The sequence below is a fragment of the Planococcus antarcticus DSM 14505 genome (genome assembly GCF_001687565.2).
Taxonomy (GTDB): domain Bacteria; phylum Bacillota; class Bacilli; order Bacillales_A; family Planococcaceae; genus Planococcus; species Planococcus antarcticus.
Map to the genome: position 1 here is coordinate 2,140,715 of NZ_CP016534.2, position 22,095 is coordinate 2,162,809.

Below are 22,095 nucleotides of genomic sequence, written 5' to 3' on the forward strand. Positions count from 1 at the left end.
CCGCTAAATAAATTTTACCATTAAATTTTCATCAATGTATTTTTCCGGTGTTTTCATTGACCATACTTCAGTTCCGTATTTTTCAAAGCCACATTGCTCGTACAACGCGATGGCTGGGAGATTTTCACTGGCCACCATCAGATCCAAGCGCTCCAGCCCTTGCCAATTCGTGGCGAATTGAAGAAGTTCCTGCATCAATCGTCCAGCAAGTCCGTGTCCTCTCTCGTCAGGCGTCACGTAGACAGCCACCACTGATGCTCGGTGATTTAGCTTTGGTGCTGTATTGCGCACTAAGGTCAGATTCCCCAGTAGCTTTCCAGCTTTAAAAGCACCAAAAGTAACGGCATTCTCTAAAGCCAGATTCTCCGCAGTCTTTTCAACAGGCCTTTGGAGGGCATCTTTTAGCTGTGTACTAAAAGCGTCTGGACTGTCTCTTAACGCTTCGATGCGCAAATCATAATACGCCGGTGCATCATTGATAGTCAGTTTCCGAATTTCCACGAGCAGTCACCCTTATTAGTTAAATTTCTGTACTACAGTTCCTTTGCCGTCTTTGACCTTAATTTCTGCATACGCACCGTTAACGAAAGTGATCTGTGGAGGTACATGGCCCAAATCGATATCATAAGCAATTGGCAGGCCGAGATCTTCAGCCAGATCCTGGTACATCTTTTCGACGGTGTACCCCTCGACCGGCTCATTTGCCGAACTTCGTCCAAATACAATACCCGAGCAATTCTTAAACCAACCCGCATATTTCATGCCTGTCAGTGACCGTTTTAAATCCGAAACGGACATTTCGCAGTTTTCTAAGTACCAGATAACCTCTTCATCAGGGATGTGTTGGTCTCTGAAGGATTGAACTTCTCCATACGGCGTTCCGATAAGATGCCGAATCACATCGATGCACCCGCCAAGTAGACGACCTGAGAAGTTTTCCTCCATGCCTGAAACGGTTTTCCAACTGGTCGGTTCGGTTAAATGAAAGATTACCGGAGAAGGGCTGGAATGATTCCATTCCTTCTGGTAATGCATCGACGAGTTCTGTGCAACAGTTCCCCCTGCAACTGTTTCCAATACCGACAGCCAACGCCCTGTCGTTTCGTCGCTCATTTCACCGCGCAAATCCACGATATTGGTGCCATGCGCTGTGGCAATCCCGGTTTTTAAAGTAATGGCCAGCAGTAGCATACTAAGATCTGAATATCCAAGAACCCATTTTGGCTGCATCTGATTAAAATTCAGATATTCCAGTGTTTCAATCAACAGTTCACCGCCCCATGGCGGAATAATTACATCAATCTCAGGGTCGTTCATCATGTCCATGAACTCTTCCGCACGTTTTTTGGCAGGTGCTGATTTAGCCAGCTCCTGCGTCCACGCGGTGTCGCCTGTCACTACATTAAAGCCGTTTTGCTTTTGCCGGGCAATTGCCTGTTCCAAAATGCCGTGCTGTTCGGTTCCTACGCCTGAAGATGTTGCAGTGATACCGATTGTCTTGAAGGTGTTAGCAGGATAACGAATCATCCAATAGTCCCCCTTTTGGTTTAAACAAAATAAAATAAAGAAAAAATCATAGCCAGTAAAATCCCGATTCCTGCAAAGAACCACACCGCATAACCAAGCATTTCAAGGACACGGCTTGGCTCCTTGTCCAATCTCTCCCCCTTAAACTGAGAAAAATCAGGTGGTGTTTCTCGCCTTGGAGTCTTTTGTTTCAGATTTATCGTCTTTGTTTCTGTCATCGGGTCCATTATGTTCCTCCTAGATTTAGCAACAGTAAAATTATTAAGATATCTATCATTATACTAAACTTAACTTAAGAATATAGTCCCCTTTTTTACTAATTGTCATTTTTCAGAATAAACCAAGAGAAGCTTCGCTTGAAATAGCCTTCTCAGGGTATATGATGAAAGAGAATAGAAAAATTTGAGGGGCTGATCAGGATGAAAGTATTGGTAGTAGGGGCGAATGGACAAATTGGACGGCATTTTGTAAAAATGCTGGTGGACAGCAAAGACCATACACCAAAGGCGATGATCCGCAAAGAAGAGCAAATTAGTTTTTTTAACAGTTTGGATGTGGAGTCGGTTCTAACCAGCCTCGAAGGCAGTGTCGAGGAAATTGCGGTTGCGATGAAAGATTGCGAGGCAGTCGTATTTGCAGCTGGCAGCGGTGGCGCTACAGGGGCAGACAAGACCTTGCTCATTGATTTAGATGGTGCCGCTAAAACGATTGAAGCGGCAGAACAAACTGGCACTGAGCGCTTTCTCATGATCAGTGCCATCAACGCTGACAAGCGAGACATGTGGAAAGAAGACATGGCCCATTACTACGTAGCCAAGCACCACGCCGACAATATTCTGCGGGCTAGTGGATTGGTCTACACTATCATCCGACCTGGCCTTCTGACTAACGATCCTGGTACCGGCAAAATTTTAGCGACAGAAAATCTCGATTCCGGCCAAATTCCACGGGAAGATGTGGCCCGCGTGCTGCTGCATTCACTTGATAATGAACATGCTTTTAACAAGACTTTTGAAATCATTTCCGGTGAAGACGATATTGGAGATGCACTCGACCGCCTATAGTTCCTGTTCGGTATTCAACGAAAAAAGCTTCTGCTTGTATTTTTTTAGATCGCTAATTTATGTATAATGCTGAAATAGATGTTCAATTAGGCAGTCTAATTGAACATCTATTTTATGTTGATCACTCAAAAACTACTTTTTGAAAGATGTGATTTCCGACAATTGGAATTTAACGATTCTGTTTCTGCCTTAATTAGCAATACATTATATTCATAAAAATGCTCTTCAACTAGAAAAGTGATCGAGTAAAATTTTGATTTATTCTACTGCTATAGTTGTTTCTTCCCTCTGTTACTTATCAAGAAAAAAGCCCCTATAGTTGCCATCCCTAGTAACACTAGAACAACAAAGACTGTATTTTTTGGTTCAATTTCATTAGTATCGACATTCTGTAAGGCTATCTCTTCTTTATCAGCTAAAAATTCATCTGCTATCCCAATATTATCTGTTGTCGGAGAACAAAGAGGATGCACCCATTTCCCCCCTTCTTCGTTGAGATAATACAAATACTCTATGCCCAGCCGGCTTTCACCCCAAGTGATGTCTTCTCCTGCTGTAATAGTAGTTTCATTTACGCCTTTAAAGCTTTTAACAACTTCTATCACTAAAACTCTTTTGTTGCCATTTTCTTTGATTTTTTCAACTGTACCTATTATCACCGCGTCATATTTATCATAAGAAACATCTGTTTGAGAAGGTTCCACACACGATAAAGCAAAGCCTTGTTTAGGAAAATAAAACAGAGAAAGTAAACACACTGCAATCATTATTCTTCTCATAGGACTCCCCACTTTCAAAGTGCGTTTTTCCATTATCACAAATATTTACTTACTATTTTTGTTAAATTGTTCTCACGTTTTCTTTTCTTACAAGCCCTATTTTTTAATCGATTAAACAATTAGCAATAAGAGACGAAGGTAAGTTAAAAAGCAGGGGCTCAAAATTTTTTTGGGGGATTACTTATCCCCTCATAGTTTTAGTCGGCTACCAACTAAAAAAGTTGCATATCAAATTTGTTAGTATATAAGTTGAACGAATGATTCCGGCCTGTTAATGTTCCGCAAATCAGTTGCTAAGAGCTGGCACCGAACGAACTCTGCCCCTTTCCATGTAGCTTACGTTGCTCTCATAGGAGTCTCCGCTGGTTTGCTCCGTATCCTGATGATTAGTTACTCAAGGATGCTTAGAAGAAAGAGTGTAAGACGGCGAAGGGCGAAGATGTGCTCCTTCATCGCTGCGCTAGCTTCGTCGCAAAGCCATTGCCCGAACTCCCTTCGTTCAATGACTTTCCTGCTGGAGCAGTGAAGCGACATCCTGGAGACCCCGGAGGAGCTTGCGACGAGGAGGCTGGGGCTTCGTCCTTGGCAACTGGCACCGCGACGTCCTGTCGCGCCAGTTGCATGACCCACATTTTGTGGGCCCAAAGCGTCCGTCTGGAGCGATTTCTTCGTTTCCCTACCTCATTGAGCTGAAAAAGCTATTTCTTTAATTCAACTTATATAGGCTTGGGTAAACTTTAAATGGTGAATTAAAACTCAACTTTTCAACCTGGTTTAAGGGACCGAGTCTAAAGAAATATCACAATATTCTTTGCTGAAAGAGGTGGAGATTTAATCCAGCATAGTAACCATATTTAGCGAGAGCTGTTTTTTTTATTTATTTGAGTAAATTCGCTAACGAACTTTACTGCTTAAATAAAGACATGCAAAAAGCACCACTAAAAGCGGTGCTGAATGTCGGGTTTTGCGATTAAAAAATGAGCTACTCCATCATAGACCAACGTTTTCCGTACCATTATGATGCTGTTTTAAGGTTCCTAATGCCCATAACTACCTGAAACACAAACGCAATCGAACAAAAAATGATTGCGGTATAGCCGAGTCCACCAATTGGCGTTAATTGAAATGTCTGGATGACCAATAAGGCCATCATCATGGCGATGCCAAAATTCACAATGTACGGCTTGTCGTAATATTTCTTGGAAGCGATGCCTACAAAAATCGCCACAGCAATAATTAAAATCAATAAAAAACTCCCCATCGTTCTCCCTCACCCTTTTGCTTTGTTTTCCATAAGTCTAGCATTTATCCTTTGTATCCGATAGAGTGCCCGGAACTTTTCTATAAGCCATTTTTTTGATGACTTGCTCTTGCTCGGGATAAAGTTCGAGTAGCTCCGACTGCGGCAATAATTCAAAATCAGCAAAGTCAAAGCCCGGAGACACCATGCAGCCAACTAATGAAAATGTATTTTTTGCTTCAACTGTCGAGCCGAAAATACTGCCTTTTTCAACTAGCACCTGCGGCCGTTCTTCTGCTGCTAAATCCAGTCCCAGCTTTTCAGCACGATAATTTCCTTCCGCATCCAGGATATGCACCGTAACAGCATGGCCCGCATGAAAATACCAAAGTTCATCCGATTTTAACCGATGAAAATGAGAGACATCCTGTGATCGCAGCAAAAAATAAATACTTGTGTACAGGTTTCGCTCTCCCGAATGTTCGGCTGTCATGATTTTTTCAGGAGAAACGAACGACTGCTTATAGTAGCCACCTTCGGGATGAGCAGTCATATCTAAATGGGTGATCCAATCTTCTGCATTCATCATGTCCATCTCCATTCCTTTTTTCGTTGCATGACAATTGTGAAACTTTCTATGTCTAGAGACGTATTCATTATATAACATAAAACCATAGAGAAACGAGGAGGAATAAAGGATGAATAATCATGAAATCGATTTTAAACTGCACGGAGACGATATGCAGTTCGTGGAAGTAGAACTGGATCCGTCAGAAACCGTTGTTGCAGAAGCAGGCGCCTTGATGATGATGGAAGATGGCATCACCATGGAAACGATTTTCGGCGATGGCTCTAAAAGTTCCGGAGGCAGTGGCTTAATGGGCAAACTGATGGGAGCGGGAAAACGGATCATCACTGGTGAGAGCCTGTTCATGACAACCTTCACTAACAACGGAACTGGTAAACGCCACGTCTCTTTTGCTGCGCCTTACCCGGGCAAAATTATTCCTATGGACTTGAGCATGATGAACGGTAAAATTATTTGCCAAAAAGATTCTTTTTTAGCTGCCGCTAAAGGTGTCTCAATCGGTATTGAATTCCAACGCAAATTGGGCGCAGGATTTTTTGGTGGAGAAGGCTTTATCATGCAAAAACTAGAAGGCGATGGTTTAGCATTCGTCCATGCCGGTGGTACCATTTACCGCAAAAACCTTCAAAAAGGCGAAGTGCTGCGCGTCGATACCGGCTGTTTGGTGGCGATGACTGGAGACGTTGACTACAACATTGAAACTGTACCGGGCATTAAAACAGCCTTGTTTGGCGGAGAAGGTTTGTTCCTAGCGACACTTCGTGGACCTGGCAGTGTCTGGATCCAGTCGATGCCATTCAGCCGTCTGGCAAGCCGTGTATTTGCAGCTGCTCCGCAAAACCCCGCTGGTCGCTCAAAAGGTGAAGGCAGTGCTGCTGGTGGTCTGTTTGACTTGTTGGGTGGAAGATAAGTTTTAAAACAAGAGTACTTTCATGATAAGAAAACTTTAAGCTGGCCATGAAATATATACGCAAAAATCAAATAAAAAGTTGATTGATTTTTAAAAAATCAATCAACTTTTTCATGTTTCAGTTTTTTTACTGTATAAGTTGAATCTCAGAATACAGAATACCAATAGATCTGGGGTCGCTTAAATTTCAGCATTGACAGGCTCTAATGGTTTTTGAGTTTTCATATTCTGTCGATTAAAACCGAGTAGTCTCATTGCATTTAAGATAACAATCAATACACTGGCTTCATGTATGAACATGCCGGACGCCAAATGAATGGACCCCATTAGTACACCGCCCAAAAGAACGGCAACAATACCAACTGCAAAGAAAGTATTTTGTTTCATATTCCGGATTGTGGCTTTGGATAACGAATAAGCATGGGAAAACTGCATCAATTTGTCAGCCATCAATACGACATCCGCAGTTTCCATTGAGATGTCAGTACCGCCTTCGCCCATTGCAAGTCCGATATCTGCAGTGGCAATTGCTGGCGCATCATTGACCCCGTCCCCTGCCATCGCGACTACATGACCCTGCTGTTTTAATTGCTTCACGAATGCGACTTTGTCTTCAGGTAGCAATTCCGCATGGAACTCATCCAGTCCGAGAGCTATAGCGACCAGCTCCGCAGTATGCTGATTATCGCCTGTTAACATGACCATTTTCTGAATACCATTTGACCGCATCTGCGCTAGTGCAGGTACCGCATCTTCACGGATTTGGTCGGCAATTGAGAAGATTCCAGCCACTGCTCCATCCACAGCAGCAAAAACAGCAGTGTTCCCAGCTTTTTCCCGCTTTACTGCATATGCTTCTATTTCTTTTGATATGTTAATTTTTTCAGCGTTCATGAGTTTTCGGTTACCGATTACTATCTGTCTTTCGTCCACAATGGCAGCTAGTCCGTTGCCTTTGATGACTCTGACTGCTTGTGGCTGTCTATTTAACGCTATTTTCTGTAACTCAGCTTCTTTAACAATCGTTTTACCAAGATGATGTTCAGAAACCATTTCCACTTGAGCGACTAACCGAAGCAACTCTTGCTCTTTATACAGATCAAAAACTTTAATAGCTGTTACTTCCGGCTTGCCTTTGGTCAAAGTACCGGTTTTATCGAATACGACTGTATCGACTTTAGAGAAACGGTCCATCACTTCTCCGCCTTTAATGAGAACGCCATTTTTCGCGCCGTTACCGATACCAGCCACACTAGAAACCGGTGCCCCAATAATCAATGCGCCTGGACAAGCGATCACTAGAAATGTAATTGCTAAATGAAAATCTCTTGTTAAGACATACACCACAATCGACAGAACCACGACTGCAGGTGTATAAACATTTGCAAACTTATTTAAAAATTTTTCTGTTTTGGATTTTGATTCCTGTGCTTCTTCTACCAATTCAATGATTTTTGCGAATGTTGTATCATCTCCGACTTTTTCAGCAATGATTTCGATATATCCTGAATCAATGACTGCACTGCTAAATACTTTATCTCCTTGCTTTTTCGAGGCTGGTATGGATTCTCCAGTAATGGCAGCTTCATTCAATGAAGCGTGTCCGCTAATGATTTTTCCATCTACTGGCACTTTTCCGCCTGTCCGAATGATGACTTGATCTCCTTCAATGACTTCTTCTACGGGTACGGTTGCTTCGATGCCTTCACGAATGACAGTTGCTTCTTGTGGTGCCATATCCACTAATTTTTTTAATGACGACCGAGTTTTTTCTAAAGTATGCACTTCCAAGTAATCACCGAACAAGAACAAGAATGTTACAACTGCCGATTCTACATATTCTCCGATAACCAATGCCCCTATTACAGCGATTGTCACGAGCATTTCAATACTGAATGCCTTCATCTTTAATGCTTGAAACGATTTAATGGCAATTGGAATTCCCGCGATGACTGTTGCAAAGATTAAAACAGTTTGCCGCATATCCGTATAGCCCGTAAGATGAAGCACCAACGCCAAGATCAGTAAGAAACCTGCTACAAATGTGATTGTTTTTTTATTTTTATGAACAAGTGCAAACATCTTCCCTCAGCTCCTCTTTCCATATTTTTATGACTCATGTCTAGATATCTTTATATTAAATCAATTCATTTTTTTATAAATTGACGTCCATCAAGTATTGGATAGCTAAGAGAAAGAATTTGTTTCAACTTTAGATTCTTAGATCTTTACAAGCAGAAAAGTCATTAATGAAGAGAGTTCGGACAATAGCTTTGGGACAAAGCATGCGCAGCGATTCAGGAGTATGTGTTCTTAGGAGCTGGTTTGCGAAATATCGACGGACTGAAATATATAGTTACTTACCAGATCCTCTGATTTTTTAGAAATGAATACACATAAATTGTTGCAATATACATGGAGTAAGTTGACGTGGGTCAAGGAAGTACTCAATTGGAAATCCTATGCTGAAGGTAGTAAAAGAAAGGAATGATCTAAATGACTTTAGTTAAATTCCAATTAGAACCTTTGACTTGCCCTTCTTGTATTAAAAAAATTGAAGGGAAAGTCGAAAAAATGGACGGTGTGGAAGAAGTAAAAGTATTATTTAATTCCAGTAAAGTAAAGACGGTTTTTGATAAAGACAAAGTGACTTCCGAGGAATTGAAGAAGGTCATCGAGAAACTCGGTTATCCAGTGGTGGCTTAGCAGCAGTGAACCAGTTGGCGTCACTAATCAACTAAATAAAAAAATCAGCAAAGAATTATTTTCTTTGCTGATTTTTAATTTCGCACCTTTTCTTATAGTTTTATTAGCAGCAGACAGAGACAGGTCAGACACTACTTTCATGATGGATTCGATTTCAAAATAGTTATTAGCATTTCTTCTTAACTTGATGTACATCAAGTTTTTCTTTAGAAATTCGCGATAAACTAAAGATAGAAGATAAGTCAGAATCAGGAGTGATTGCTATGTTACAAGTGCTCATTCTCTACACCAGCTCTACTGGTCATACAGAAGAAATAGCCGATTTACTGGAAAAGCAACTGGATTCAAGGATGTGTAAAGTGACTTCGGAGAATTTTGAAATGGGTGATATGGAAACTCGACACTTGCTTCAATTTGACGGTATTCTATTTGGTACCTATACGTACGACGATGGAGATCTTCCTTTTGAAACAGATATTTTTTGTGACACGCTGCGAACCGTCGATTTAACCGGCAAAGTGGTCGGTGTTTTCGGATCAGGTGATACTGCTTACGAACAATTCTGTTCAGCAGTTGATTTGATGAAAATGGAATTTACGCAGCAAAATGCTCAAGTAATCCAACATTCCGTCAAAATCGACTTGTCTCCTGACACGCAAGAAGACTTGCAATCCATCAAAAAACTAGCAGATGAGTTTCAACAAACTACTTTAAATCTAATTTCCCTTAAAGAAACCAGAAATGTTTAATTTACACTTCAAAAAAAGGAGGAAACAATAATGAAAAAACAACAGTCCGGTAGCTGTGATTGCATTCAAGAAATAGATCGTATGATTGATGAAGGATTAAGCGGGGGTACGATTAATCCAAAGTACACGAAAGTTCACAGGAAACTAAAAGAAAAATACCAATCTCCGTCTTTTGATTTATCTGTTGAATTACCCAAGAAAGGAGAAGAAATAAAATGAATGCGCTTCAGTTAATTTCAGCTTTATCCGTTGATTTTACCTTTGATACGCTTTTGCATGAGCATAGTGCCTTTTTGATTATCGGAATTTTGGTTCTTTTCGCATCAATCGTGATGGGTGCAGCTAGGTTTGTAATCATCCAAACGATTGCTCTGACTCTTTTCTTTGTCACCGTCGAGACATTCTCCAATCCAACTTACCTGGTACTGGTTGTTTTGCAAGTCGGATTTGGCGTGTGGATGATTTGGAAAGTAAAAACCGTAATCGATACAAGTTATTATCGACATTCCGAAAAAACGCATAAAAGACCTCGTGATATTACAAGAGGCGGCAATGCAGGAACAGGTCATGTACTCTATTGAAGAAGACTAGATAATCCATAAAAACGCCTATTCATTGCCGTCAAAGGCGCTGAATAGACGTTTTTTGATGGCCAAAATTATTCTACAGCAAACGCTGACGCAATCGAGATTTCAAAAAAAGCTTGTTCTTGTGTCAAAAAGGTTTTGACAAGTCGATACTCACCTGGAACTAAAACAATCCCTAATTTTTCAATAGAAAATACCATAGTTGTTTTTTGTCCGGCTGATAACACATTACCAAAGTCAGTCATATTCGGGTTATTAATAAATACAGCATCAGAATGAGTCAAAATATACCATTCACCGTCTTTTTTAAATTCAATATGAAAATATTCTCCGAAACCAAAGTCCTGCATACTGTCATTCTTAATAGTTGTGACAATAACAGAAGGCGTTTCTGCAAAAATTTGCTCATCCAGAAGCAGCGACAGCCCCGATTTACTGGAAGCCATTTCTTGATCGGGCGACGGATCTGTCAAAGTCGTCATCGGTGGTTCTACACCACAAGCTGCGAACAAAACCGCAATAAGCGCGAGCCCTATTATTTTTTTCATAATTTCCACCTCTATCTTTAGCATAACTCCTCAATTGCCAGATTACTTTGACGCATATCAAGTCTGTAGAAAGCCAATATATGCAACGTTAAATTTTAAAAATAAGGGATTGATAAAAAAATTAGCCCGCGAAATTATAACCTAACGATCGTTAGGAAGGTGAAGAAATGAAAGCTGATCTTATTCTCCAAACTGCTATAAGCCATTTTGCTAAAGAAGGCTACGAAGGTGCTTCACTCAGCAAAATCGCTGAAGAAGTAGGAATCAAAAAACCATCGATTTATGCCCATTACAAAGGAAAAGACAATTTATTTTTATCTGCATTGCAGTACTCGTTTCATACTCAAAAAATTCAATTGGCAAGCTATTTTGATTCCATGCGAGAAGAATCTTTGGAATCTCTGTTATTGGGTTATTTTGAATGGTTGGCAAAAGAAAGCAGAGACAATGAACGAACGAAGTTCATCTTGCGTGTTGCTTATTTTCCACCACTTAAATTAGAAAAAGAAGTCGGTGAGTTGTTTAATCCATTTTTTGACACGATGCATCAGCATCTTACTCGGATATTACGAGAAAGACATCGCTATGAAAACGTGTTACATTCTGTGGATTTTTCAAATACAGCGTTAGCTTATCTGACCGTAATCGAAGGAACGATGTCTGAACTTGTCTACAGCGGCATCGAACGATACGAAAAGCGACTTCAAGCTATCTGGCCGATTTTTTGGCGCGGCTTAATCAATTAATATACGGATGGATTTCATTCTGCCCACAACAGACTAGAAACACCTATTAAGCACGAAGATTAAAAGGAGATCACTACATGAAAACAAATAAATTAGTTCTTTCAACTTTACTACTCAATCCATTTATCGCATTTCTAGGGATTGGACTGGTCATTCCAGTAACCCCGACCATTATGAACGAATTAAGCATTTCAGGAACCGTTGTCGGCTATATGGTTTCTGCTTTTGCTTTAGCCCAGCTCGTCGCCTCACCTATTGCTGGGCGATGGGTAGATAATGTCGGTCGTGAGCCGATGATCATTATCGGTCTGTTAATCTTCAGTATTTCCGAATTTTTATTCGGTATTGGTGAAACGGTAGAAGTGCTGTTTGCCTCTCGTATTCTCGGGGGTGTCAGTGCAGCCTTTATTATGCCGGCTGTTACTGCTTATATTGCCGACATTACGACAAGCAGCACGCGACCAAAAGCTTTAGGTTATATGTCTGCGGCGATTTCTACCGGCTTTATCATCGGTCCAGGAATTGGTGGTTTCTTAGCTGATATCAGCACAAGACTTCCCTTCTTCTTTGCAGCAGGATTCGGTTTGTTTGCGACGATTTTGTCACTTATCACATGAAAAGAACCAAATCGCAGTTACGAAGTTGAGGAAAAACACCAGCCCCTGCCAAAATCAGGATGGAAGCGAATTTTTTCGCCGATGTATTTTATCGCCTTTATGGTTATCCTCATATCGTCATTTGGTCTGGCCGCATTCGAATCGCTGTTCGCTTTATTCGTTGATCACAAGTTCGGCTTTACGGCAAAAGATATCGCCGTTATCATATCACTCGGCGCAATTGTCGGAGTCATTTTTCAAGTAGGTCTATTTGATAAACTGACGCGGTGGCTCGGTGAAATCCGCTTAATTCGTTATAGTCTTCTTGTGTCAACCATTCTGGTATTTATTATGACATTCGTTACGAGTTATTGGTCAATTTTGCTCGTAACCATGGTCGTGTTTGTCGGCTTCGACTTGATGCGTCCCGCTGTCACCACTTATCTGTCACGAATTGCCGGGAATGAACAAGGCTTTGCTGGTGGAATGAACTCCATGTTTACAAGCATCGGCAATATCTTCGGTCCGATTATTGGAGGCATCCTGTTCGACATCGATTTAAACTATCCGTTCTATTTTGCTACAGTCGTCTTAGCAGTAGGAATTGCATTGACGTATTTATGGAAACGTCCAGCGTTTTCAGAACCAAAAAGGATCTAAACCTTCTTTTAATTAACTCCCAGCAGGAAACGATCTTCATTTGTTTTCTGGTGGGGGGGTGTATTAACTATCTGGCTTGGAGAATTCGTGTTTGTTTGCGAGATAGTGGGTGTAGTTTGCGGAATTCCAGCGTTTGTTTGCGGAATATCATGTTTTGTTTGCACAATCGGAAATCCCCTCGCTAAAGTTCGGCACATTCACTCCTACGATTTCTAAAATAACTAGGTATTGATCGAGCTGGAGAAATAACAGCGTTTATTTTCAATTGTGATTTTTTAATTGAGATCTTTAGTAAGATTACAGTACGGATAGATTGCTTCGTTAAATTTTTTTACCTCTCGCTCACCATCAATTCGTATAGCTATGTATGCTATGATTTGTTTACGAAATTTCTTTAAGTAGGAGTGAGTATATGAAGATACGCAAAGCCGAACTAAGAGATGCACCGGCCATAGCAAAAGTACACGTGGATAGCTGGAGAACAACTTATAAAGACATTTTGCCAAGTGGCTTTCTAAATAGTTTATCCTATAAAAAGCGGACTGCATTATGGGAGCAAAACCTTGCAGAAAAAGGAAATTATGTACTAGTTGCAGAGACTGATGAAGGCACTATCGTTGGCTTTGGCACTGCTGCAAAGAGAGACACCAATAGAGTCGACAGATCGGGCGATTTGACTTCTATTTACTTGCTTGAAGATTATCAAGGGCAAGGCATTGGAAAAATGTTGTTGAAAAATTTGTTCCTGCACTTCAAACAATTAGATTATGAGAGAATCTTTGTGGAAGTGCTAGAAGACAATAAAACACGATTTTTCTATGAGTATTATGGAGCAAAACTGATCCATACAGTTCAGCTGAAATTTGATGAAAAAATACTAAACGAATTGATCTATGAGTGGGAGAATCTAGACAAAGTGCTGGAGAAACTTTAAATCGTGTTGTATAAAAAGAAAACCGTCCTTTAGCTAAAGGGCGGTTTTTGCTTATTGCTACGGCTAGAGCATTTGCGTTAGCTGAATCAGATTGCCGCACGTGTCATCGAAAACAGCTATTTTGACAGTGCCCATTTCTGTCGGCACTACAGTGAAAATTACACCGTGTTCAAGCAATCGCTCATACTCTTTTTGGACATCATCTACGCCAAACATCGTAGCCGGAACGCCTTCCGCGAAAATCTTCTGTTGGTATTCTTTGGCGGCCGGATGAACGTTCGGTTCAAGCACAAGCTCTGTTCCTTGTTGATTGTCTGGAGACACAACTGTAATCCACCTGAATTCTCATATAGGTAAATCGTGCTTTTTCACAAAGCCGAGCGTTTCCGAATAGAATTTCAATGCCTCGTCTTGATCTTCAACAAATAGACTGGTTACGATGATGTTCATACTGATTTGCCTCCTTTGATATGTGTTAACTACTTGATCCAATCCTCAAGCAAATTTTCCAATGTTTTTTTGTTGAAAGTTAGCACCTGGCACTTCCCCTTTCTAGTTGATTTCACCAGCTCTGCTTCATCTAATATGGAGAGGTGTTTTGCGATTGCCTGCCGAGAAATAACGAGATTGTGCTTCGTAATCAGGCGAACTGTTAGTTCGTATAAAGTCATTTCATTATGTTTGGACAGTTCGTCCTGTATTAATCGCCGTGTCGAGTCATTGAGTGCTTTGAATATTACGTCTTTGTTCTACATGCACCGATTATACGCAACTATTTAGTTGCATGTAAAGAATGATGAAAGACCAAACATCCTAGGCATTCGGTCTTTTGACTATCTTGTCTGGTACTGTTGCTTGGTTAATTCCCAGTAAATCACATCATCCGTATTCTTCACCTTTTCCATCCCTACTTTTTCCAATATGCGTATGGAACCGACATTATCCAAATTTGTTTCTGCAATTTTTTTCTACCGCCATCGTATTAAAAGCCCAATCTATAAGCCCTCCAACCGCTTCAGTTCCATAACCCCTACGCCAAAAAGATTCAAGAAACCCATAACCGATTTCTACTTCTCGTTTAGCGTTCGGTTTTCCTTTGAAACCCGCATCTCCAAGAAACACGTCATCAGATTTCCGCAGAACCAACCAGCTTCCCCAGCCATATAAAGTCGGATCGTCCGCCAGTTCTTTCACATGATTGGCAACTTCAGGACCGTTATCATAATTTTGAGTTGCCATCAGTGAGACAGAATGGCTGTCACTCGGAATCATTTTGAGTCTTTTAGTTTCTATTTGCACCTTTCATTTCTCCTTTTATTTGAATGATGTTGTTGCTATTCACGATGTCTACCACCAATAATTTGCTGGCGTGTTATTGTCGATTGAGCTGTTATTTCCCACGTATATGTCCAAGTAATAGACGCCGGCCGCTTCAAGAAGAAACTCCATTTCATAAAAATTCCTTATAAGCTGTAGCCTTATGCAAAACTACACAGTAGACTTATGTAAAACTTCAAATAAGATTCCTCAAAAAAATGCGATTATCCATTAATTGAAGCTAACTTTTCTTGAGACTCCCTCTCCTCTTCCTCGTACCAACTGGAATACTTCGGATTTAAAACAGCTACGGTGTACAACACAGTGGTAATTAGCATGATTATTGCAAGTGAGCCGATTGTTAACTTTAAAGAAATAAAATCAGCCAGCAAGCCAATGGCTAGGATAAAAAAGATTTGAAAAAAACTTTGGATCAGACCAAAGATACTCGTCACTCTGCCCATAATGGAAACCGGAACATTGTTTTGATAGAATGTCATGATTCCTGCATTTACGAAAACGTTAAAAAACCCGAGGATGACAAAGCCCACTGTAACGGATGCGAAAGACCAGGAAAATGCATAAACGACATAACCGGCCGTCATCATCAGCATTCCTATGACAATCATGTAGCGAATCGAAATCTTATTTGCAAACAGAGAAAGCAACAGCGCACCACTCACTGAACCGATGCCTGTGATACTGATGAGCAGACTGTATTCTATTTCAGACAGGCCTATCACTTGCTGGGTGAAGACAACCTCTTGAGCATCCATGGCAAAGGAAAACAGCATAACTGTTAAAAACCCTAGATAAATCACTGAAACATATTTCCTGCCGTTCATAAAATCAAATACGACTGTAAAATCTTTGGCTACTTGAGAAAGAGTCAAAGCAGGAATCTTTTCTTGTTGATTTTTTTCGGTTTCCGGCAAAAGGATCAAAAGAAGTGCAGCAACCAAAAAGAACCCGGCGTTCAGCCATAAGGTCACTGAAATATTGGTCAACAAAATAAGCGATCCCCCTATAGCCGGCCCGATGATAAAAGCGCCAGAAGATGTAAATGACCACAATGAGTTGAATCGCTTTCTCTTTTGCGGAGAGACCAGCACCGCGACATAGGTCATGGACGCCGGTCCAAAAAACGATTTAGCAATGCTCAGCAGAACGAGAATCGTGTACACTGCAAAAAGAGTAGCCGCAAAAGGAATCATTGCGATAAAAGCCGCTCTTAAAATGAATGTCACCACCACTATATTTTTCTTACTCCGGTAATCTATAAAGCTGCCTGTCCAAAACTTTGTCACAATGTTGGTTAATGGACTGACCACCCACAAACCTGCTACTGCAGCCGCAGATCCTGTCATTTGATAAACGATGATATTAATTGCAATCAGATAAATAAAATCGCCGATACTAGCAATTCCCAGAGAACCCAGTAAAATGACCGGTACCTTCCATTCTTTTAAATTCAGTTTCAACCAACTCCTCCTCCAATTGTAGACTTCAATGACCCGAAATGTTTTTTAGCTTGTCCTAATAGCTCTTACGTATCATTTCGTTCATTTTATATTGAATTAAAAGTGATAGCTCGATGCTACTAAACAATAATCATGTTTGTTTGCAGGGTATTGAACTTTGTTTGCGGAAATTTTAGGTTTGTTTGCAGAATGTAAAAATTTCAGTCTTTCGAGCTCGGAACAATCACTCTACTGCAATTTCTCCTTGCATTCCTTTCTTTAGTTGCCACTCTTCTTTGTCCTTCTATTCTCCGGTTGCTTCAACCAATGACGCAATCCCTTTCCGGCTAACGGCTCATCATTATAGCGAGGAATAACATGGAAATGACTATGGTGAATAGACTGATTCGAAGCTTCTCCAACATTCCACCCTAGAGTGAAGCCATCTGGTGAATATGTTGCGTCTATGTATTCTTTAGCTTTTTGCAGCAAGTCGTATGTATCGTTCCATTCCTCTTTTGTTAAGTCAAAAGTGACTGCACGATGTTGCTTCGGGACAATTACGCCACTTCCCTCCAGCACATCCTGCTGCTCGTCATACTGTAAAAAATAACAGGTTGTATTCTCAAATACAATTTGTTGATTATGGTCTTTATACGGGTTGCAAAACGGGCAGTGTGCTTCGTAAGACATGTTTTATCCACCTTTCAAATTTCTTTTCACAATTTTCAGTTGCTTTTATTTTTGTATCGAGCCAACTTCTGATACATCTCTGTCCAAAAAAGAAAGCAACATTTCCTGATCTTCAGGATAATCATGCTGCATCGTTAAAAGATCTTCGGATGTTTTCCAGGCAATTTCTTCAATCTCTTCATCCGGATCTTCATAAGAAATTTGTCCTTCAGTGATTTCACAAAGAAAGTAATAAGTAGTCACATCGTAATTTCCGTTGACAAGAGTTTTGGTGTAAATGGCCTGTTTGACTTTGACCTTGAATCCAGTTTCTTCCCAACCCTCTCTTACACATGCCTGTTCAGTTGTTTCACCTTTTTCAATCTCTCCCGACGGCACACTCCAACTCTTCGTTTTTTTTCTTTCACCATCAGGATTTTTTGTTGTGCCACAACAACTCCAGCAGCACCAATCCAGGCTTTTCTTTCATTATTCACTTAAAATTCTCCTTTCGGAATCCGCAAAACTGAATTTACTTGCGGGATGGCAGGCTTTATTTTCGCAATTTCAGCGGTTGTTTGCGGAATATCACCTTTTGTTTGCAAAACTAAAAATCCCTCGGCAAAATCGTAATCCATGCCTTTCGATGTCGCCTCCGTAAAGTTGGCTCTAAAAATTAATGTATGCCACTGAAAATGTCGATTTTGTCTCTCCCTACGAACTGATCATTGATATAAGCAGGAAAATTAAGAGCGTTCCCTACGTCGTATAACTTCTCATATACATAAATTCCGTTCTTATGGTTACATCTTTCTTGTCGTCTTTCTAGCTAAACTCCATACTGCTCCTACGACAAAACAAACCAACACGACTAGAATGAACGTAAATGGATTAAAAAATAGATGGTTGGAAAATACGTTGAACATAGGAAATTGCGCTGGCTTGTTGTATGCATCTTTCGTATCCACAATATACATGCGGAATCTATCTGCTACTCTAATCGTCCATAGAGATGTTGCTAAGATATAAGCAAGGCTTAGTGAAATTCCGAAAACTATCTTTTTTTGGCTAAGCCATCTGTCAGCAATCCGCATCGACAACTCTATCGTTCCGTATAGAAAATATAGAATAAATGGCATTAGAACAACAGGAATGAAAAAGGCAAGATGCCCGTTGCCTCCCCAGAAATCATCATTTTTCACGGGTGCATTAAAATAATTCATTCCATAAAAAGCAGCAATAAGTAGGATTGCAGAAAGCCCGTATAGCAACATAAATATTTTGTACATGATACTCCTCTGCTGTCAGCACTGACTCAACGACTATATGGTTATATTCTCCATTTCTTCAAAAACTCCTTTTAACAACAATTTACAAAATAAAAAAAGAAGCTATTTTTCAGCTTCTTTTCCTCCACTCCCCGTCTTTATTTCAACCAGCTATTCAAAAACTTGCTTTGGTCTTCTTCGAAATATTCTTCAAAAAATTCTTTAAATTCTTCCGTATTTACTTGTCCAAATTGAAATTCTGCGTAATAGGCAGATAAGAACCTTAAAGCAGTCTCTCTTCCACCGTTCTCATCAAAATACGCTTTTAGCACCATTGGCACCTTGCCGTAAATTGTCGAATAATAAGTATTGTCATCAAATTTATCCAGCGGCAGATTCACGTAGGTTTCTGGCGGATAATACTGTTCGGCTGTTGAAGCGCCCCAGAATCCGTATTCATCATCGTCATAGAGGTCACTAAGAAACAAGGAACTACTGAATTCCGTTATCCCTTCGTCTAGCCATGACTCGTTATATGGATCATTCGTCACTATAAAATAAAACCATTGATGAGCTATTTCGTGTACAAGGACAGATTCCTGAGATCCCTCGTCCGCTGCCACTTCAATAATATTCGGATATTCCATATAGCCGTCGTTCCCAATAATGTCCAACTCTCCAAATGGATTATCGCCGATGTTTTCTTCGAAATATAGATAAGATTCAACAGCCAGTTCAGATGTCTCTTCCAGCATATTCGCTGAGAGGGGCGTAAATACGCGCAACGCCGTGTCGTTAGCTTGTACTGTTTCAGTTTCCCACTCGTCCGGATTCATAATTGCCAAGTAAAAATCTTTGATGTTTTCGCCTTTCACCGTGCCGGTAGATGCAGCTTCGATTATGCCATCTTCAGCCGAACTAGCGACCAAATAGTCTTTTGGCAAATCATAACTGACAGTAAAATCACCATAATCCGTATCGTAAGACTCGCCTGTCGGATTGTAATCTTTAATATCCCAGCCATCTTGGTAGTGGCCGAGCATTGGATACCAATGTGCCAGATAAAAATTGTCGTCCACTTGAGACAAGCGCATGCCGTTCTGCGGCAAAACCATTGAATAATCGACTACCACTTTCACCGCAGATTCTGGTTCCAGATTTGTATCCAACTCCACTAGAAACTCATTATTGTCCAGTTTATACTCGGCATCCTCCCCGTTAACGGATACGGAAGAAATTTCAATCAGCAAATTTTCATCTTCATACAACGGTGTTTCTTCCGAATTCATGGCATTGGGAACTAAATAAAATCCGAGTTCTGACCAAGAATCGGCTGAGTCGTTTGTTACGTTGATCGAAGCTGCTACTTGAAATTCTTTTGTCTCGCTCAGGGTTAGCTTCAAATTATATACCGCGTTGGTTGCGTCTTTTTCAATTTCTGTTTCCTGACGATTACATTCTTCGCAAAAGACAGTAGCTCTCAACATTAAAAAAACACTGACTCCAACAACAACTATTATTACTGCTGCCCAACCCTTTAACTTCATTGTGCATCTCTCGTTTCTTCAATTTTTTCATAATTCCCTGCAGTTGCTTCTGGTAGATTTCGGCAAGAGACTATTGTTTCTAAATTTTATCATTTGTTCCTACAACTGGCTTGTAGTTTTTTTATTTCGTGAAATTACTATCGAATTTTTATAGAAAACCGCAGTCTTTTATCTAAAGCAACTTCCTTTGATGAATTTGTATAAAAAGAGCAGAAATGAAAATCTGCTTCTTCCTCCCAAATATAGATCAAATCTTCAGTAGTAGACACTAAAAAAAGAAAATCATGTGGGGTTCGATTCAGTCTGAAATTTAATCGGATTTCCTTACTATATAAGTTGAACGAATGGTTCCGGCCTGTTAATGTTCCGCCAATCAGCTGCTAAGAGCTTGCGCCGACCGAACTCGAGCTGTCCGAGTGGATTTCTTTCCATGTCGCTTGCGCTGTCTTCATAGGAGTCTCCGCTGTTTTGTTCGGTATCCGAATGATTTGTTACTCAAGGATGCTCAGAAGAAAGAGCGCAAGACGGCGAAGGGCAAAGATGTGCTCCTGCATCGCTATGCTAGCTTCGTCGCAAAGCCATTGCCCGAACTCTCTTTGTTTAATGACTTCACTGCTGGAGCGAGAAGGCTCAAGCGACGTCCTGTCGCGCCAGTTGCATGACCCACATCCTGTGGGCCCAAAGCGTCCGTCTGGAGCGATTTCTTCGTTTCACCACCTTATTGAGTTTAAAAAGCTATTTCTTTAATTCAACTTATATAGATTCCTGTACAGCAACTGTTTCGTTGGAAACTCTGTTCTTCATTTGGAACTGTCCAGATAGTTTTTTTACTAATGAACAATCAATCAAACGATTTCAAATTATCTTTATTCACTTACTTACCACTAAGTAAACCAGTAAATTTCGTTGTCGTATACTCAATTATTTATAATAAAAAAAGACAAATATCGTTTTCTTTTTGACTAATATAGTTGTCATTTTGAAACGAATCAGTTACACTTTATCTATAAAGAGGTGAAGACATGAAAACAAAATTAAAGGAGTTGCGGGCACGTCTAGAAATCAACCAGACAGATTTGGCAAAACGCGCGAAAATTTCAAGGCAAACTGTGAGCTTGATCGAGCGCGGGGAATTTATGCCCTCGTTGCTCATCGCTACGAAAATTGCACGTGTCTTTAACGAACCCGTTGAAGAGATTTTTCAATTTGAAGAGGAGGAATTGGAATGAAGAAAGTTTTTAAAACAACTGGTCAGTTGATCATTGGTGCATTGATTGGATTTTTCGGGATGCTAGTTATACTCCAAGTAGAATTCCGCATGGATTTCTCAGCTTATGCTTATCCTGTAAATTTAGCTATTCTAACGATTGGGACAATTCTTGCCATCTTCTCGCTCTATCGCTATTTTAGCATTCAGTTTCTTACCAAAAAGAAATTAACTGGAGATGAAGAAGATGCAGCGGAAGGACAAATGTACAGACAATACTGCGATGCCACGCTTTGTTCCAATTTAGCGATGCTGTTGAGTTTGGCATCCTTAAGCATAAGTGCTTTAGCATCTCAGCCGTTTTGGATGCTAGTGTTCGGTCTTGTTTTAGTGTTCTTCGGCTTTTTTATGTCTTTTATCCTTCTGAGCCTTTTACAAGAAATGTATCCGGAACGCAAGCTTCCATCGGTCAGCGATAAAAATTATGCTGAAAAATTGTTAGATGTTTCGGATGATGGTGAAAAGCATGTCATGCTTGGAGGCCTATACAAGACCTATCTCACCATGAACTCTCTTTTGATTGGAGCTGTTGTGCTGCTTCTTTTCTACTCGATCGTGTCAGAATCGTCCCAGCTTTTCAGTATATTTGTTGTTGTCGTTATTTTGGTGGTTACTAACACACAATATCAGCTCAGTTTACGAAATAAGTAAATTCTGTACCCGTAATTGTTGCAAAAGGAAGACTCAATGCTTATCGGCATTGAGTCTTCTTTTATTTTTATGTGCGATACCAAATCACTTTATTGTTTTATTCTTTGTGTTAATTTTCTATTTACTAATGTAGTTTATTCCATAACTATTTTTCTATGGCTACTGCCTATTTTAACATGTAGAAGCCAACAAGTTTTAAAACCAGATCGCGTAAATTGCATAAAGAAGACCTGTTACTGGGATACCAAACCTAGAGTCACCAGTATGATTTTTGAGTT

27 protein-coding genes and 2 pseudogenes are annotated in these 22,095 nt (G+C 40.4%); 11 read left to right on the forward strand and 18 right to left on the reverse strand.

Going from position 1 to position 22,095, the window contains the following annotated elements:
- Window positions 1-3: 3 nt before the first annotated feature.
- Genes BBH88_RS10745 through BBH88_RS10755 form a run of 3 tightly spaced genes read right to left on the reverse strand, consistent with a single transcriptional unit; the run spans window position 4 to window position 1,754 of the window.
- Window positions 4-501, reverse strand: a complete 498-nt coding sequence (locus BBH88_RS10745) for a GNAT family N-acetyltransferase (protein ID WP_006829956.1) — start codon at window positions 499-501, stop codon at window positions 4-6.
- A gap of 15 nt (window positions 502-516) precedes the next feature.
- A complete protein-coding gene (locus tag BBH88_RS10750; RefSeq protein ID WP_006829955.1) occupies window positions 517-1,527 on the reverse strand; it encodes a S66 family peptidase in 1,011 nt (336 codons plus the stop codon).
- A gap of 20 nt (window positions 1,528-1,547) precedes the next feature.
- Window positions 1,548-1,754, reverse strand: a complete 207-nt coding sequence (locus tag BBH88_RS10755) for a hypothetical protein (RefSeq protein ID WP_006829954.1) — start codon at window positions 1,752-1,754, stop codon at window positions 1,548-1,550.
- Window positions 1,755-1,946: 192 nt separating this feature from the next.
- On the opposite strand from BBH88_RS10755, the gene BBH88_RS10760 reads away from it, so the two are divergent.
- On the forward strand, window positions 1,947-2,591 hold the full coding sequence (locus BBH88_RS10760; protein ID WP_065536805.1) for an SDR family oxidoreductase: 645 nt from the start codon (window positions 1,947-1,949) through the stop codon (window positions 2,589-2,591).
- 269 nt (window positions 2,592-2,860) lie between these two features.
- Here BBH88_RS10760 and BBH88_RS10765 read toward each other — a convergent pair whose 3' ends face one another.
- The 3 genes from BBH88_RS10765 to BBH88_RS10775 form a co-directional block, all read right to left on the reverse strand.
- Window positions 2,861-3,370, reverse strand: coding sequence for a hypothetical protein (locus tag BBH88_RS10765; protein WP_006829952.1), 510 nt, complete (start codon window positions 3,368-3,370; stop codon window positions 2,861-2,863).
- 1,015 nt (window positions 3,371-4,385) lie between these two features.
- Window positions 4,386-4,631 carry a hypothetical protein gene (locus BBH88_RS10770; RefSeq protein WP_006829951.1) on the reverse strand — a complete coding sequence of 82 codons (246 nt, stop codon included), beginning with the start codon at window positions 4,629-4,631 and terminating at the stop codon, window positions 4,386-4,388.
- 37 nt (window positions 4,632-4,668) lie between these two features.
- The gene (locus BBH88_RS10775) at window positions 4,669-5,196 is read right to left on the reverse strand and encodes a cupin domain-containing protein (RefSeq protein WP_006829950.1); all 528 of its coding nucleotides are present in this window, start codon (window positions 5,194-5,196) and stop codon (window positions 4,669-4,671) included.
- Between the two features lie 112 nt (window positions 5,197-5,308).
- On the opposite strand from BBH88_RS10775, the gene BBH88_RS10780 reads away from it, so the two are divergent.
- Entirely contained in the window at window positions 5,309-6,109 is an 801-nt protein-coding gene (locus tag BBH88_RS10780; RefSeq protein WP_006829949.1) for a TIGR00266 family protein, read from the forward strand.
- Window positions 6,110-6,289: 180 nt separating this feature from the next.
- On the opposite strand, the gene BBH88_RS10785 is transcribed toward BBH88_RS10780, so the two are convergent.
- Window positions 6,290-8,191 (reverse strand): heavy metal translocating P-type ATPase, encoded by a 1,902-nt coding sequence (locus tag BBH88_RS10785; RefSeq protein WP_065536804.1) that lies wholly within the window; start codon window positions 8,189-8,191, stop codon window positions 6,290-6,292.
- A 414-nt stretch (window positions 8,192-8,605) separates the two neighbouring features.
- Between BBH88_RS10785 and BBH88_RS10790 the strand changes: the two genes are divergently transcribed.
- The 4 genes from BBH88_RS10790 to BBH88_RS10805 all read left to right on the forward strand — a co-directional run bounded on the left by BBH88_RS10790 (window position 8,606) and on the right by BBH88_RS10805 (window position 10,145).
- Window positions 8,606-8,815 carry a heavy-metal-associated domain-containing protein gene (locus BBH88_RS10790; RefSeq protein ID WP_006829947.1) on the forward strand — a complete coding sequence of 70 codons (210 nt, stop codon included), beginning with the start codon at window positions 8,606-8,608 and terminating at the stop codon, window positions 8,813-8,815.
- Between the two features lie 263 nt (window positions 8,816-9,078).
- Entirely contained in the window at window positions 9,079-9,564 is a 486-nt protein-coding gene (locus BBH88_RS10795; protein WP_065536803.1) for a flavodoxin domain-containing protein, read from the forward strand.
- Between the two features lie 30 nt (window positions 9,565-9,594).
- Window positions 9,595-9,783 (forward strand): hypothetical protein, encoded by a 189-nt coding sequence (locus BBH88_RS10800; RefSeq protein ID WP_006829945.1) that lies wholly within the window; start codon window positions 9,595-9,597, stop codon window positions 9,781-9,783.
- Complete coding sequence (locus BBH88_RS10805; protein ID WP_006829944.1) at window positions 9,780-10,145, forward strand: hypothetical protein; 366 nt, start codon at window positions 9,780-9,782, stop codon at window positions 10,143-10,145. The genes BBH88_RS10800 and BBH88_RS10805 overlap by 4 nt, the downstream gene beginning before the upstream one ends.
- A gap of 77 nt (window positions 10,146-10,222) precedes the next feature.
- Here BBH88_RS10805 and BBH88_RS10810 read toward each other — a convergent pair whose 3' ends face one another.
- Window positions 10,223-10,699: an immunoglobulin-like domain-containing protein gene (locus BBH88_RS10810; RefSeq protein ID WP_006829943.1), complete on the reverse strand. Its 477-nt coding sequence runs from the start codon at window positions 10,697-10,699 to the stop codon at window positions 10,223-10,225.
- A 167-nt stretch (window positions 10,700-10,866) separates the two neighbouring features.
- Between BBH88_RS10810 and BBH88_RS10815 the strand changes: the two genes are divergently transcribed.
- The 3 genes and pseudogenes from BBH88_RS10815 (at window position 10,867) to BBH88_RS10825 (ending at window position 13,635) form a co-directional block, all read left to right on the forward strand.
- Window positions 10,867-11,445: a TetR/AcrR family transcriptional regulator gene (locus BBH88_RS10815; RefSeq protein WP_065536802.1), complete on the forward strand. Its 579-nt coding sequence runs from the start codon at window positions 10,867-10,869 to the stop codon at window positions 11,443-11,445.
- 77 nt (window positions 11,446-11,522) lie between these two features.
- Window positions 11,523-12,701, forward strand: a pseudogene (locus BBH88_RS10820) (MFS transporter).
- Window positions 12,702-13,113: 412 nt separating this feature from the next.
- Complete coding sequence (locus BBH88_RS10825) at window positions 13,114-13,635, forward strand: GNAT family N-acetyltransferase (RefSeq protein ID WP_006829941.1); 522 nt, start codon at window positions 13,114-13,116, stop codon at window positions 13,633-13,635.
- Between the two features lie 63 nt (window positions 13,636-13,698).
- Here BBH88_RS10825 and BBH88_RS10830 read toward each other — a convergent pair.
- The 10 genes and pseudogenes from BBH88_RS10830 to BBH88_RS10865 all read right to left on the reverse strand — a co-directional run bounded on the left by BBH88_RS10830 (window position 13,699) and on the right by BBH88_RS10865 (window position 19,899).
- Window positions 13,699-14,085: pseudogene (locus BBH88_RS10830) on the reverse strand (VOC family protein).
- 29 nt (window positions 14,086-14,114) lie between these two features.
- Window positions 14,115-14,372 carry an ArsR/SmtB family transcription factor gene (locus tag BBH88_RS10835; RefSeq protein ID WP_065536801.1) on the reverse strand — a complete coding sequence of 86 codons (258 nt, stop codon included), beginning with the start codon at window positions 14,370-14,372 and terminating at the stop codon, window positions 14,115-14,117.
- 202 nt (window positions 14,373-14,574) lie between these two features.
- Window positions 14,575-14,934, reverse strand: a complete 360-nt coding sequence (locus tag BBH88_RS10840; RefSeq protein WP_238323304.1) for a GNAT family N-acetyltransferase — start codon at window positions 14,932-14,934, stop codon at window positions 14,575-14,577.
- A gap of 242 nt (window positions 14,935-15,176) precedes the next feature.
- A complete protein-coding gene (locus BBH88_RS10845; protein WP_006829937.1) occupies window positions 15,177-16,433 on the reverse strand; it encodes an MFS transporter in 1,257 nt (418 codons plus the stop codon).
- A gap of 258 nt (window positions 16,434-16,691) precedes the next feature.
- Window positions 16,692-17,105 carry an HIT family protein gene (locus tag BBH88_RS10850; protein ID WP_006829936.1) on the reverse strand — a complete coding sequence of 138 codons (414 nt, stop codon included), beginning with the start codon at window positions 17,103-17,105 and terminating at the stop codon, window positions 16,692-16,694.
- A 45-nt stretch (window positions 17,106-17,150) separates the two neighbouring features.
- A complete protein-coding gene (locus BBH88_RS10855) occupies window positions 17,151-17,483 on the reverse strand; it encodes an NUDIX hydrolase (RefSeq protein WP_006829935.1) in 333 nt (110 codons plus the stop codon).
- A complete protein-coding gene (locus BBH88_RS19410; protein ID WP_162098196.1) occupies window positions 17,432-17,581 on the reverse strand; it encodes a hypothetical protein in 150 nt (49 codons plus the stop codon). Before BBH88_RS19410 ends, BBH88_RS10855 begins: the two co-directional genes overlap by 52 nt.
- Entirely contained in the window at window positions 17,582-17,722 is a 141-nt protein-coding gene (locus BBH88_RS19230) for a hypothetical protein (RefSeq protein ID WP_154669156.1), read from the reverse strand.
- A 165-nt stretch (window positions 17,723-17,887) separates the two neighbouring features.
- Window positions 17,888-18,373 (reverse strand): hypothetical protein, encoded by a 486-nt coding sequence (locus BBH88_RS10860; RefSeq protein WP_006829934.1) that lies wholly within the window; start codon window positions 18,371-18,373, stop codon window positions 17,888-17,890.
- A gap of 137 nt (window positions 18,374-18,510) precedes the next feature.
- Window positions 18,511-19,899, reverse strand: coding sequence for a M1 family metallopeptidase (locus BBH88_RS10865; RefSeq protein WP_065536800.1), 1,389 nt, complete (start codon window positions 19,897-19,899; stop codon window positions 18,511-18,513).
- Window positions 19,900-20,921: 1,022 nt separating this feature from the next.
- On the opposite strand from BBH88_RS10865, the gene BBH88_RS10870 reads away from it, so the two are divergent.
- Window positions 20,922-21,128: a helix-turn-helix transcriptional regulator gene (locus BBH88_RS10870; protein ID WP_006829932.1), complete on the forward strand. Its 207-nt coding sequence runs from the start codon at window positions 20,922-20,924 to the stop codon at window positions 21,126-21,128.
- Window positions 21,125-21,817 (forward strand): DUF3169 family protein, encoded by a 693-nt coding sequence (locus tag BBH88_RS10875; protein WP_065536799.1) that lies wholly within the window; start codon window positions 21,125-21,127, stop codon window positions 21,815-21,817. The genes BBH88_RS10870 and BBH88_RS10875 overlap by 4 nt, the downstream gene beginning before the upstream one ends.
- Window positions 21,818-22,095: the final 278 nt, after the last annotated feature.